Source organism: Streptomyces lydicus (assembly GCF_004125265.1).
Lineage (GTDB): Bacteria > Actinomycetota > Actinomycetes > Streptomycetales > Streptomycetaceae > Streptomyces > Streptomyces lydicus_C.
In genome coordinates this window covers 7,938,057-7,949,970 of record NZ_RDTE01000003.1, presented here as the reverse complement: position 1 = coordinate 7,949,970, position 11,914 = coordinate 7,938,057, and the positions used below count along the sequence as shown (strand labels likewise).

Here is an 11,914-nt window from a genome sequence, read left to right as displayed (position 1 = left end):
GGACGGGCTGCCGGTTCGGCCGTGCTCAACAGCGAACGAGCATGGGGCGTTTATCAGTTGACCGGGTGGCACCGGTTGGACAGGCTCGTCGGGCAAAACCCGCCTGCACCTACCGGGAGACCTACGGATGTCTTCTCGCTTACACGCGCTCTGCTTCGACGCGTACGACCCGCTCCGACTCGCGCGCTTCTGGGCGGACTTTCTCTGCTGGGAGAGACCCGAGGACTCCTCCGACGGCATCACACTGCTGCCCGGCGATGACACCGGGTTCCGGCTCTGTTTTCTCCCGGCCCAGGAGCGCAAGACACGCCAGAACCACATGCACTTCGATCTGACGAGCACGTCCCTCGACGACCAGAAACGGGTGGTGGAGAGGGCGCTCGAACTCGGCGCCCGGCACATCGACATCGGTCAACGCCCGGAGGAGGGGCATGTGGTGCTCGCCGACCCCGAGGGCAATGAGTTCTGTGTCATCGAGCCGGGCAACAGCTTCCTCGCCGAGTGCGGATTCATCGGAGCGCTGGCAGGCGATGGTTCGCAGGAGGCCGGGTACTTCTGGAGCCGGGCGCTGGGCTGGCCGTTGATTTGGGACCAAGACCAGGAGACTGCGATCCGCTCACCGCACGGCGGTCCGAAGTTCACGTGGGGTGGTCCGCCCCTGATGCCGAAGACGGGCAAGGAACGGCTGCACTTCGACCTCGCCCCGCCGGCCGGCAGTGACCGGCAGGCGGAGGTCGACCGGCTCGTCTCCCTCGGGGCGACGCGCATCGGCACCGGCCAGGGGGACGTCGACCGGGTGATGATGGCCGATCCCGACGGTCACGAGTTCTGTGTGCTGACCCCCCGATAGGCACCAGACGGCAGTTCGGGTGCGTGTGGTGCGCCGGACGCGCCCGGCGCACCGACGGAGGCGCTGGAGGCCCGTACGACCAGCTGCGGTGCCAGCCGGACCGTGTGCCGCGGCCCCGGCTCCGCTCCGGCCGGGCCACGGCTCAGCAGGCGGGCGGCCTCGGCGGCCAGTTCGCCGACCGGCTGGCGGACGGTGGTCAGCGCCGGGTCGGCGAGGCCCGCGAGCGGGATGTCGTCGAAGCCGGTGACGGCGACCTCGCCCGGAACCTCCACACCCAGCTGCCGCAGCCGTTGCAGCGCACCGGCGGCGATGAGGTCGTTGGCGCAGATCAGGGCGTCGGGGCGGGACGGCCAGAGGCGGTCGACGGCGGCCCGGCCCCACTCCACCGAGAAGTCGCCGAGCGCGATGCGGCCGGGGGCCCCGGGGTCCAGCGCCGCGGCGCCCGCCTCGTAGGCCGCGCGCCGTTCGACCGCCGCCGACGCGGTCCCGGCCGCGCCGACGAAGCAGGGGCGGCGGCGGCCGGTGGCAGCCAGGTGACCGAGCACCAGGGCCATACCGGCCGCGTTGTCGACGGCGACGGAGTCGGCGACACCGGGGCCGCAGCCGCGGTCGAGCAGCACCAGCGGCACCCGGGTGGCCGCGGCGGCCACCGCTTCCCGGCTGCGCCGCTCGTCGACGGGTATCAGCAGCAAGGCGTCGACCTGCCGCCCCAGGAACGCGTTGATCCGGGCCGCCTCGGTCACCGGGTCGTCGTCACAGTCGGCGAGGAGCACGGCCCGCCCCTCGGCGTGCAGGGCGTGCTCCAGCTCCCGGACGAGGGAGGGGAAGAACGGGTTGGTGATCTGCGGCAGCACGAGTCCGACGGTGCCGGTGGAACGGCTGCGCAGGGCGCGGGCCACCTGATTGGGCCGGTAGCCCAGGCGCTCGGCCGCCGCGCGTACGGTGCGGGCGGTCTCGGCGCCGACCGGGCGGGTGCCGGCCAGGACGCGGGAGACCGTGGCAATGGAGCAGCCCGACGCCAGCGCGACATCCCTCAACGTGACTTCGGCCACCGTGTCCCGGCTCCCTCCGGTTCGGCCCGCCCGAACCGGAGGGAGCATACGCCCCCTTGGCCGCCCGGCAAACGTTGTCCCGTCACAGGCGGCCCCCCGGCCGTCGCGCCCGCTCTTCGTCCCGATAACGTCCGGATGGCCAGAGATTGAACCATTGACAACCCGCGGGCCCATGGGTCAAGTTTCCGGAGAACGTTTTCCATGCTGCTCGCTCGTCGGCTGACTCCACGCCCGGGCTCACCATGGGTGACCGCCGGGCGCGCTGTGCGCCGGAGCCCATACCGGCCCGCAGACACCACACCTTCATCACCGTTTTTCCGAGCAGCAGAGCAAAGGGGCTCCTCCGTTGGCCAGAAAGATCATCCTCGACTGCGACCCGGGGCATGACGATGCGATCGCCATGCTCCTGGCACATGGCAATCCCGACGTCGAGCTGGTCGCCGTGACGACCGTGGTGGGGAACCAGACGCTGGAGAAGGTGACCCGCAACGCCCTGTCCGTGGCACGCATCGCCGGGATCACGGGCGTGCCCTTTGCCGCCGGCTGCCCGCGCCCGCTGGTGCGGGCCATCGAGACGGCGGCGGACATCCACGGCGAGACCGGTCTCGACGGGCCGGACCTGCCCGAGCCGGGCTTCGAGCTGGACCGCCGGCATGCGGTGGACCTGATCATCGACACGGTGATGTCCCACGAGCCCGGCGAGATCACCATCGTCCCGACCGCGGGCCTGACGAACATCGCCCTGGCCGTACGCAAGGAGCCGCGGATCGCCGAGCGGGTCCGCGAGGTCGTCCTGATGGGCGGCGGCTACCACGAGGGCAACTGGAGCGCGGTCGCCGAGTTCAACATCGCCATCGACCCCGAGGCCGCGCACATCGTCTTCAACGAGCGCTGGCCGGTGACCATGGTCGGCCTCGATCTGACGCATCAGGCGCTGGCCACCCCGGCCGTCGAGGAGAAGATCGCCGCCGTCGGCACGGCGCCTGCCCGCTTCGTCCTGGAGCTGCTGGACTTCTTCCGCGAGGCCTACCGCGAGAACCAGGGCTTCGACCACCCGCCGGTGCACGACCCGTGCGCGGTCGCCTATGTCATCGACCCGGACGTGATGACCGTACGCAAGGCGCCGGTGGACATCGAGCTGCGCGGCGCGCTGACGGTCGGGATGACCGTGACGGACTTCCGTGCGCCCGCCCCGGAGGACTGCACCACCCAGGTCGCGGTGAAGCTCGACCACGAGCGGTTCTGGAACCTCGTCGTGGACGCGCTCGAGCGGATCGGTGACGTCCCGGCATGAACGTTTCCACCTCCCGACGCCCCGTCGAGGCGACGGACGGCGGCGGGTCCGGCGTCCGGATAGGTGTCCTGGTCGCGGCGCTGCTCGCGGCCTGCTTCGCCTTCCAGCTCAACGCCAGCATGCTCAGCCCCGCGCTGAAGAACATCGAGGACTCCCTCGGCGCCACGTCCGCCGAGATCGGCCTCACCCAGACCGCGTTCTTCACCTCGGCGGCGCTGTTCTCCCTGTTCCTCCCGCGGCTGGGCGATGTCATCGGCCGGCGCCGGGTGCTGGCCGGCATGCTCGGCCTGATGGTCGCCGGATGTGTGGTCGCCGCGCTGGCGACCAGCGTGCCGATGCTGTTCGCCGGGCGTGTCATCCAGGGTGTCAGTGGTCCGGTCGTCCCGTTGTGCCTGATCATGCTGCGGGTCGAGGTGAAGGAGCCGAAGCGGTACGGCACCCTGCTCGGCGTGATCACCGCCGTCAACGGCGGTATCGCCGGTGTCGACTCCCTCGCGGGCGGCTACCTCGCCGACCGGCACGGCTTCGGGTCGGTCTTCTGGGCGATGGCGGCCGTCGCGGCCCTGGCCACCGTGCTGGTCGCGACCCTGACGCCCGAGTCGAAGGCGCCGGCGGCGACCCGTATGGACTGGCCCGGGGTGGCACTGCTCGTCGTCTCCGTGGGCTCGCTGCTGATCGCGCTCAACGAGGCGGGCAAGCTGGCCGCCGCCGACTGGCCGCTGATCGCCGTCCTTCTCGTGCTGTCCGCGGCCGCCTTCGCACTGTTCTGGCGGACCGAGAACCGCAGCGGGCACCCGCTGGTCGCCACCCGGCACCTCAAGCAGCGCGCGACCTGGGCGACCCTGCTGACCACCGTGCTCACCATGACCGGTGTGTTCGCCGTGATGAACGGGCTGATCCCGGCCTTCGCCCAGGACACCCAGGCCGGGCTCGGGATGAGCGCCGAGGCCTCCGCGTGGTGGACGCTGTCGCCGTACGCGCTCGCCGGACTGGCCATGGGCCCGCTGGCCGGCCGCCTCGCCGCCACCTTCGGCTACGGCCGCATCCTGCGGTGCGGGCTGATCGGGTCGGTGGCGACGGTCGTGCTGATGCTGCTCACCATGCACAGCCATTCGCAGGTCCTGCTGCTGGTGACGTCCGTCCTGGTGGGCATCGCCTACGCGGGCGTGGCGAACATCGTCCTCAACGGGCTGGGGATCGTCCTCTCCCCCGCCGAGAACCCGGGCTTCCTGCCGGGCCTCAACGCGGGCGCGTTCAACCTCGGGGCGGGGCTCAGCTTTGCGCTCCTCTACGCGGTCAAGACCGCGGCCACCCCGGCGGACCCGTCGTCCCCCGGCGGCTACACCGCGGGCATGATCGCGGGCGTGGTCATCCTCGCCGCGGCCATTGCGACGTCCTTCCTGATCCCGAAGCCGGTGGCCGCCGAAGCCCAGGACTGAGGCACCCGCCTGCCACCGCTCACGCGCCGCCCGCCGCCGGACTCCGGTCGGCGGGCGGTGTGGTGCCGGGGTTCCGAGTACGGCGTCCCGGGTTCCGCTTCCGGGGTTCGGCGCGCGGAGAGGTGATGCCGGCCGTCCCCGGTACGGCGTACCGAGAGGGGCCGCCCGGCGCTCGGATCACTCCGGCCCCGCTTGTGCCGTCCCCCGCAGGATGGCGCCGAGCCCGCCGGTCGGTGCCCGGTCGGGGTCCCGGACCACCACGATGTCGGCTCCGGTCGCGGCCGCCGACCGGACCAGGGCGTCGTCCGCCCGGGCGACCGCGGGATGTTCCTCTCCCAGGTACGACAACTCCGTTCCGCGTACGGCGAGTTGGTCGGCGTCGGAGCCCACCCAGACCTGCCGGGCGATGTCCGCGCCGTGCGGGCTGACCAGCAGGGTGTCGATCCGGTGTTCCCGCGCCGCCTCGATCAGGGCGGGGATACCGGCCGCGGCGTGCGGGGCGCTCTCGTTCCCGGGGCCGGCGCCGGTGCGGAAGCGGTCCGCCACCTGCGCGATGTGTTCGCGCTCCTGTACCGCTCTGACCTGGGCGATGTCCCGGTCCACCAGGGCGCTCTCGGCACCGGGCGCACGGCCGCCGTGGGAACTCTCGTAGGTGAGGGCACGCAGCGGTTCGGGCAGCTTCTCGTGCACCAGGTGGCGTTCGCGCGCCTCGCCGACCAGGACGACGGCCTCGGCGCCGCTCTTCTCGAAGGCCTCGCGCACCGCGTCGGCGATCTCCCCGGCGCTGTCTTCCCCGGTGTTCTCCTTCTTGGTCCGGAAGTGGCGTTCGGACGGGTCGCCGGCGGCGGTAGGGGGCAGGGGCGATGCGGCGCGGCTGTGCCGACCGGTGTGCGCGGCGCCCCGTTCGCCGACGAGGGCGAAGTCCGCCCCGGTCCGGTCGAGACGGACCACCAGGCAGACGGGGTCGTCGCCGATGGCCGCCAGCCAGGGGGTGACCCTGGGGACCGGGCCCCAGGCCGCAAAGGGGGTGGCCGGGGGCCCGGGGAGCGGTGTGTCGAGCACGATCTCACCGTGGGCGGCGAACAGCACCCGTCCGGCGTGCGCCCCGCGACTGCCTTCCTGCGGCATGAGCAGGGCCTCGTGCACGGCACCGCAGGTGGCCTCGTCCGCGCCGAGCGCGAACAGCTGCGCGGTGGTGGCGCTCGCCGTCAACTCTTGCTGCTTTGCGGCGTCCTCGGTACTGAGCGGGACGGTGGCATAGACGGATGCCCAGGGGCCCGGCCGGTTGATGACCGGTTTCAGGAGCGAGAGTCGCATGGCGCTGCCTCCTTGGCTTCCTCGGATTCCGCGGATTCACCCGTGGTGGTGGGCTGTCATCGGTGTGCGGCCGGTGTCATCGGTATGCCGTTATGGGGCTGGTGTGCCTTACGAATTCCCGTTCCCGAAAGCCATATGCATGGCGGGCATATGCGTCTGCCGTCACGTTGCGCGTATGCCCGGATGATTTCCGTGTGCGCGGGGGAAAAGGCCCCCGCCCGGTGGTACCGGGTGGTGAAGGACGCCTTCGGGTTGTTACGGCCGGGGGACCAGGGAAACTGGGAGTAACGCGTCGGGTCTGTACGACTCGCAGAGCCGGAGGCACCCATGGTCATGGAACACGGCACGGACAAGACCGGCCCCGCCCGGGATGACGTGATGAAGAAGCAACTGCGGGGGCAATTGACGGCGGAACGCTCCCTGCGGACCGATGAGGAGCACGAACTCCAGCCGGCGGGAGAGGACCAGCCGGTGGCGGCATGGTCACCCGAGAGCGACTTCAGGGGCGGCACGCCGAGCGGGATGAGCGAGCGGGATGTCGGGCTGCGTTCCGAACTCGCCCAGCACCTCGGGCGGAGCCTGTATCCGGCCGACAAGTACGCGATCATCGAGACCCTGCGGCGGAACAACGCTCCGGACCGGCTGATCGCGATGGCCGAGCGGCTGCCCGCACACGAGCGGTTCGGCAATGTGCAGAGCATCGCCGAGGCCGTCGGCATCGCTACGGAACACCGACGCGCCTGAGGCGGACGGGGCGTGCCTCCTGGCGCTGCCGCCGGACGCCAGGAGGCGGACAATCGGTTGTACACGCACCTGCCGCACCCCGCGGCCGGGCCGGCGAAGGCGGAGAAGGAGGGCGGTTATGTCCGACGACGCAATGGGCGACGAGGTCTATCAGCCGCCCAGGTCCGACCCCCAGGACAACCCCAACGACCTCGACATGGAGGACGCCCTGGACGAGCCGGGTCTCGACGAGACCCTGGACTCGGGCTATTCGCCTCCGGAGCGGCCCTTCGTGGTGAACCACGAGGGGACCACCGCGCGGGAGCTGCACGACCGCGAGACGCTCGACCACCGGCTGGCCGTGGAGGTACCGGACGTCTGCGCGCCCGACGGCGACGGCATCGGCGATCTGCCGGGCGGGGTGGGGGAACCCACGGACCTCGAATGCGGCGAGGAACGGGCCGGCCGGCTCGTGGGCTCCGACGAGGGATTCTGGCGCGGGGGCAGCAATGACATCGCCGCCCGGGACGTCGGGATCGACGGCGGTGCCGCGTCGGCGGAGGAGGCGGCGGTGCATATCGCGCGGGACAATGCGGGGGACGGGGAGCGGGAGAGCGGCTGATTGTCCGCGGGGATTGCCTGCCCGGCGCCAACGGTGCACCACCCTCGACCGCAGGAGTCCACGTGAAGCGACGTCGTCCTCGGATCGTGATCGTCGGAACCGGCTTCGCCGGGTTCGCATGCGCCCGTACGCTCTCCCGGACGGCCGGGGGAGCCGCCGAGATCGTGCTCCTCAACCCCCATGACTACTTTCTGTACGTTCCGCTGCTGCCGGAAGTGGCGGCCGGAATCCTCGAACCCCGCCGGATCGCGGTATCGCTCACCGGGAACCTGCCGGGCACCCGGCTCGTCCTCGGACAGGCCCACGACGTGGACCTCGATGCCCGCGAGGTGCGCTACACCGGCCCCGAGGGCGAGCAGGGCGCGCTGTCCTACGACCGCCTGGTCCTGACGGTCGGCAGCGTCAACAAGCTGCTGCCCGTCCCCGGCGTCGCCGAGCATGCCCACGGCTTCCGCGGTATGCCCGAAGCGCTGTACCTGCGCGACCACATCACCCGCCAGATCGAACTGGCCGGTGCGTCCGAGGACGGGGCAGAGCGGTCCGCCAGGACCACCTTCGTGGTGGTGGGTGCCGGATACACCGGCACCGAAGTCGCCGCCCACGGCGTGCTGTTCAGCGCCGGCCTGGCCCGGCAGAACACGGGACTGCAGGGCGGTCCGCGCCCCCGCTGGCTGCTGCTGGACGTCGCCGGCCGGCTGCTGCCCGGACTCGACGAACGGCTGTCGCGCACCGCCGACCGGGTCCTGCGCTCCCGTGGCGTCGAGGTCCGTACCCGCACCTCCGTGAAGGAGGCCACCGCCGAGGGGGTGCTGCTCGACGACGGCGAGTTCGTCCACAGCCGTTCCCTGATCTGGTGTGTGGGCGTACGGCCCGATCCGCTGGTCGACTCGTTGGGGCTGCCCACCGACAAGGGGCGCCTGTGCGTGGACGAGTTCCTGGGCGTGCCCGGCCGGCCGGAGGTGTTCGCGTGCGGTGACGCGGCGGCCGTGCCGGACCTGACGCGCCCCGGCGAGGTGACGCCGATGACCGCTCAGCACGCCCAGCGGCAGGGCAGGGTCGCGGCGCACAATGTCGCGGCGTCCTGCGGCCAGGGGTCACCACGCGCGTATCAGCACCATGACCTGGGGTTCATGGTCGACCTGGGTGGTGTGCAGGCCGCGGCGAATCCGCTGGGTCTTGCGATCTCCGGCCCGTTCGCCGCGGCCGTCACCCGCGGCTATCACCTGATGGCGATGCCGGGCAACCGGGTCAGGGTGGCCGCCGACTGGCTCCTGGACGCCGTGTTGCCGCGCTCCGGCGTTCAGCTGGGGCTGCTCAACTCCTGGTCGGTGCCGCTGGACACGGAGGCCCCCGAACTGCCGCGCCTGCCGGGAGCCGAGTCCGCCACGACGTAGGGAAAGGGAGTGCTTCCGAAGGGGGATTCAAGGGGTGGGGCTTTCACGGATGCCCCTTGCCGGGCTCTCCCTACTGCACCCTTTCCTCTTCCTCGTCTTCGGGGAGCCACACATCGCTCACCGCGATATTGACCTCCACGACCTGGAGACCGGTCATCACCTCGACCGCGGAAATCACGTTCCGGCGCACGGCTCTGCCCACTTCAGGGATGACCTCGCCGTAATCGACGACGAGGTCCAGGTCGACCGCGGCCTGTTTCTCGCCGACCTCGACCTTGACGCCGTGCACGGTGGTCGTGCCTCCGCCGGGTACGCGTTTGCGCAGGGCTCCCACCGATCTCGAAAATCCGCTGCCGAGGGCGTGAACCCCGTCGGATTCAGCGGCTGCCAGATAGGCGATTTTGGCGACCACACCGTCGGCGATGGTCGTCCGCCCCAGGTTCCCGGTGTTCCGCGCCCCGCGCTCTGCGGACTCGGTCATCGCGCCTCACCTCTTCGCTCCATCGAGGGAAGTCTTCGGACCCTCTCTTCACGCTATGGCCGTACGGGTGACGCTGCCTCCCGAAGCGGGGCGGGACGGCTGCGGGGCAGGCACCGGCACCCCGGCACCGCCCGGCTCTTTGCCGGTCCGGCAAGGAATTTTGTCCGGATCGCCGAGCCGTCCTCCGCTCACCGCGGATCACGGCGCGTCCGACGAGCGTTCCCACCTCGTGCGAGAGGAAGCAGCACCGGCCGGGTCGGCTTCCCGGCCACTCCCCCACCGGGTCACGGCGCCGCTCAGCAGGCCGCCAGCAACAGGACATTCAGCAGCACCAGGGCCACCAGCAGCGCCAGCACGGCTGCCAGGACCCGGCGTTTGAGACAGTCATAGCGCTGCTGGTACTCCCGGCGGAGCTGGAGCGCCCGGCCGGCGACGCGGGTGACGGCGCGCTGCGAGAGTTCGAGCTGCCGCCGGGCCAAGAGGCGTACCAGCTCCTGCCGTTGGGCCGCGGTCGGCCAGTCGAGGGCGTCGACGAAGGCTTCGGCGTCGGCGCGGGCGCGGTCGGTCTCCGCCTGCCACAGCAGGTACCCCTCGATGTCGGCGATACCCGCCCGGACGGTACGGCTGTCCGGCGTGCGGCTGTCCGGCGTGCGGCGGTCGGTCATGGCGTGCTCCGCTCAGCGCGGTTCGTCCCCCGAAGGGCGGTCGGTGCGGCCTGGCACCACCGGTGCGGCCACGTCGCGCCGCCCGCCCTTCCTGGCGTCCTCCAGGGCGGCGACGTCGGGGTGGTGCAGGTCGAAGGCCGGGGACTCGGAGCGGATCCGCGGCAGCGTGGTGAAGTTGTGCCGCGGCGGCGGGCACGAGGTGGCCCACTCCAGGGAGCGGCCGAAACCCCACGGGTCGTCGGCCGCTTGCTTCGGGGCGTATTTGGCCGTTTTCCAGACGTTGTAGAGGAACGGCAGCACCGAGAGACCCAGCAGGAACGCACCGATGCTGGAGATCGTGTTCAGCGTGGTGAAGCCATCGGACGCCAGGTAGTCCGCGTAACGGCGCGGCATACCTTCGACACCCAGCCAGTGCTGGATGAGAAAGGTGAGATGGAAACCGATGAACAGGGTCCAGAAATGGATTTTGCCGAGCCGTTCGTCGAGCATTCTGCCGGTGAACTTGGGCCACCAGAAGTAGAACCCGGCGAACATCGCGAAGACCACGGTGCCGAACACGGTGTAGTGGAAGTGGGCGACGACGAAGTACGAGTCGGAGACATGGAAGTCCATCGGCGGTGAGGCCAGCAGAACGCCGGTCAGGCCGCCGAAGAGAAAGGTCACCAGGAATCCGATCGACCAGAGCATGGGGGTCTCGAAGGACAGCGAGCCGTGCCACATCGTGCCGACCCAGTTGAAGAACTTCACCCCGGTCGGGACCGCGATGAGGAAGGACATGAAGGAGAAGAACGGCAGAAGTACCGCGCCGGTCACGAACATGTGGTGCGCCCAGACCGTGACCGACAGCCCCGCGATCGTGATCGTCGCCGCGATCAGTCCGATGTATCCGAAGATGGGCTTACGGCTGAAGACGGGGAAGATCTCGGTGACGATGCCGAAGAACGGCAACGCGATGATGTACACCTCGGGGTGGCCGAAGAACCAGAAGAGGTGCTGCCACAACAAGGAGCCCCCGTTCGCGGCGTCGAAGACGTGCGCACCGAATTTCCGGTCCGCCTCCAGCACCAGCAGCGCGGCGGCCAGCACGGGAAAGGCGAGCAGCACCAGCACGGCCGTCAGCAGGATGTTCCAGGTGAAGATCGGCATCCGGAACATCGTCATGCCCGGCGCGCGCATACAGATGATCGTCGTGATGAAGTTGACCGACCCCAGGATGGTGCCGAAACCGGAGAAGGCCAGGCCCATCACCCACAGGTCGCCGCCGGTTCCGGGGGTGTGGAGGGGGCCGGACAGCGGGGTGTAGGCGGTCCAGCCGAAATCGGCGGCCCCGTCCGGTGCGATGAAGGCGCTCACGGCGATCAGGGAGCCGAACAGGTAGAGCCAGTAGGCGAACATATTGAGCCGCGGGAAGGCCACATCGGGCGCACCGATCTGCAGCGGCATGATCCAGTTCGCGAATCCGGCGAACAGCGGAGTCGCGAACATCAGCAGCATGACCGTGCCGTGCATCGTGAAGGCCTGGTTGAACTGCTCGTTCGAGAGGATCTGCAGCCCCGGGCGGGCGAGCTCAGCCCGGATGGCGAGCGCCAGAACCCCGCCGACCATGAAGAACCCGAACGACGTGCCCAGGTAGAGCGTGCCGATCGTCTTGTGGTCGGTGGTCGTCAGCCAGTCCACCACCACGCGTCCGGCATTCCGCCGCCGCCTGACCGGTTGCAGGGCTTCCGTCTGCTGAACGGCTGTCACGGTCCGCACTCCTCATCGCCCGCGGTCGCCCCCCTGCCGGGCTGACGGTACAGACCCCTCGGAAGAGGCCAAAGAGGCTCGCCGCCACAGACCATCAGTCACATCAAGCACATCAAGGGGGCGGTGCGGGGCCGCGGGCGTCGGCGCGGTGCGTCCACTCCTGTGCGGGCGGGTGGTGAGCGGTGTCGCGGTGGCCGGGGCCGCACTCGGAGAAGCGGACCGTCCCGGCGGCCCAGGGCCCGTCCCGAGGGTCGGGCCCGCGGTCATGTCACCGTCAAGCCCGTTCACCGTCCGAGACCGGGCGGGCCCACCGCCGACCGGTGCGTGCCGG

General features: G+C 70.6%; 11 protein-coding genes. 6 read left to right on the top strand and 5 right to left on the bottom strand.

Annotated elements, in window-relative coordinates; translation table 11 throughout:
- Window positions 1-127 precede the first annotated feature (127 nt).
- On the top strand, window positions 128-850 hold the full coding sequence (locus D9V36_RS37560; RefSeq protein ID WP_129297698.1) for a VOC family protein: 723 nt from the start codon (window positions 128-130) through the stop codon (window positions 848-850).
- Here D9V36_RS37560 and D9V36_RS37555 read toward each other — a convergent pair.
- A complete protein-coding gene (locus D9V36_RS37555) occupies window positions 820-1,902 on the bottom strand; it encodes a LacI family DNA-binding transcriptional regulator (RefSeq protein WP_241721192.1) in 1,083 nt (360 codons plus the stop codon). The two genes, D9V36_RS37560 and D9V36_RS37555, sit on opposite strands and share 31 nt — an antisense overlap.
- Before the next feature lie 346 nt (window positions 1,903-2,248).
- Between D9V36_RS37555 and D9V36_RS37550 the strand changes: the two genes are divergently transcribed.
- Both D9V36_RS37550 and D9V36_RS37545 read left to right on the top strand, forming a co-directional pair.
- Window positions 2,249-3,196, top strand: a complete 948-nt coding sequence (locus tag D9V36_RS37550) for a nucleoside hydrolase (protein WP_129297697.1) — start codon at window positions 2,249-2,251, stop codon at window positions 3,194-3,196.
- Window positions 3,193-4,635, top strand: coding sequence for an MFS transporter (locus D9V36_RS37545; RefSeq protein WP_129297696.1), 1,443 nt, complete (start codon window positions 3,193-3,195; stop codon window positions 4,633-4,635). The genes D9V36_RS37550 and D9V36_RS37545 overlap by 4 nt, the downstream gene beginning before the upstream one ends.
- Before the next feature lie 177 nt (window positions 4,636-4,812).
- On the opposite strand, the gene D9V36_RS37540 is transcribed toward D9V36_RS37545, so the two are convergent.
- The gene (locus tag D9V36_RS37540) at window positions 4,813-5,952 is read right to left on the bottom strand and encodes a Vms1/Ankzf1 family peptidyl-tRNA hydrolase (protein ID WP_129297695.1); all 1,140 of its coding nucleotides are present in this window, start codon (window positions 5,950-5,952) and stop codon (window positions 4,813-4,815) included.
- Window positions 5,953-6,279: 327 nt separating this feature from the next.
- Between D9V36_RS37540 and D9V36_RS37535 the strand changes: the two genes are divergently transcribed.
- The 3 genes from D9V36_RS37535 (at window position 6,280) to D9V36_RS37525 (ending at window position 8,691) form a co-directional block, all read left to right on the top strand.
- Window positions 6,280-6,696: a DUF2795 domain-containing protein gene (locus D9V36_RS37535; protein WP_129297694.1), complete on the top strand. Its 417-nt coding sequence runs from the start codon at window positions 6,280-6,282 to the stop codon at window positions 6,694-6,696.
- Window positions 6,697-6,814: 118 nt separating this feature from the next.
- Window positions 6,815-7,297 carry a DUF5709 domain-containing protein gene (locus D9V36_RS37530; protein WP_129297693.1) on the top strand — a complete coding sequence of 161 codons (483 nt, stop codon included), beginning with the start codon at window positions 6,815-6,817 and terminating at the stop codon, window positions 7,295-7,297.
- Window positions 7,298-7,383: 86 nt separating this feature from the next.
- Complete coding sequence (locus D9V36_RS37525; RefSeq protein WP_129298960.1) at window positions 7,384-8,691, top strand: NAD(P)/FAD-dependent oxidoreductase; 1,308 nt, start codon at window positions 7,384-7,386, stop codon at window positions 8,689-8,691.
- A 70-nt stretch (window positions 8,692-8,761) separates the two neighbouring features.
- Here D9V36_RS37525 and D9V36_RS37520 read toward each other — a convergent pair whose 3' ends face one another.
- The 3 genes from D9V36_RS37520 to ctaD all read right to left on the bottom strand — a co-directional run bounded on the left by D9V36_RS37520 (window position 8,762) and on the right by ctaD (window position 11,583).
- Entirely contained in the window at window positions 8,762-9,172 is a 411-nt protein-coding gene (locus D9V36_RS37520) for an Asp23/Gls24 family envelope stress response protein (protein ID WP_129297692.1), read from the bottom strand.
- A gap of 296 nt (window positions 9,173-9,468) precedes the next feature.
- Window positions 9,469-9,837: a hypothetical protein gene (locus D9V36_RS37515; protein ID WP_129297691.1), complete on the bottom strand. Its 369-nt coding sequence runs from the start codon at window positions 9,835-9,837 to the stop codon at window positions 9,469-9,471.
- Between the two features lie 12 nt (window positions 9,838-9,849).
- Complete coding sequence (ctaD, locus tag D9V36_RS37510) at window positions 9,850-11,583, bottom strand: aa3-type cytochrome oxidase subunit I (protein WP_431357729.1); 1,734 nt, start codon at window positions 11,581-11,583, stop codon at window positions 9,850-9,852.
- Window positions 11,584-11,914: the final 331 nt, after the last annotated feature.

Excerpts from the sequence above, each read along its gene's own strand:
- D9V36_RS37560 (WP_129297698.1), top strand. The coding sequence starts at position 128 with ATGTCTTCTCGCTTACACGCGCTCTGCTTCGACGCGTACGACCCGCTC.
- D9V36_RS37545 (WP_129297696.1), top strand. The coding sequence starts at position 3,193 with ATGAACGTTTCCACCTCCCGACGCCCCGTCGAGGCGACGGACGGCGGC.
- D9V36_RS37540 (WP_129297695.1), bottom strand. The coding sequence starts at position 5,952 with ATGCGACTCTCGCTCCTGAAACCGGTCATCAACCGGCCGGGCCCCTGG.
- D9V36_RS37535 (WP_129297694.1), top strand. The coding sequence starts at position 6,280 with ATGGTCATGGAACACGGCACGGACAAGACCGGCCCCGCCCGGGATGAC.
- D9V36_RS37530 (WP_129297693.1), top strand. The coding sequence starts at position 6,815 with ATGTCCGACGACGCAATGGGCGACGAGGTCTATCAGCCGCCCAGGTCC.
- D9V36_RS37520 (WP_129297692.1), bottom strand. The coding sequence starts at position 9,172 with ATGACCGAGTCCGCAGAGCGCGGGGCGCGGAACACCGGGAACCTGGGG.
- D9V36_RS37515 (WP_129297691.1), bottom strand. The coding sequence starts at position 9,837 with ATGACCGACCGCCGCACGCCGGACAGCCGCACGCCGGACAGCCGTACC.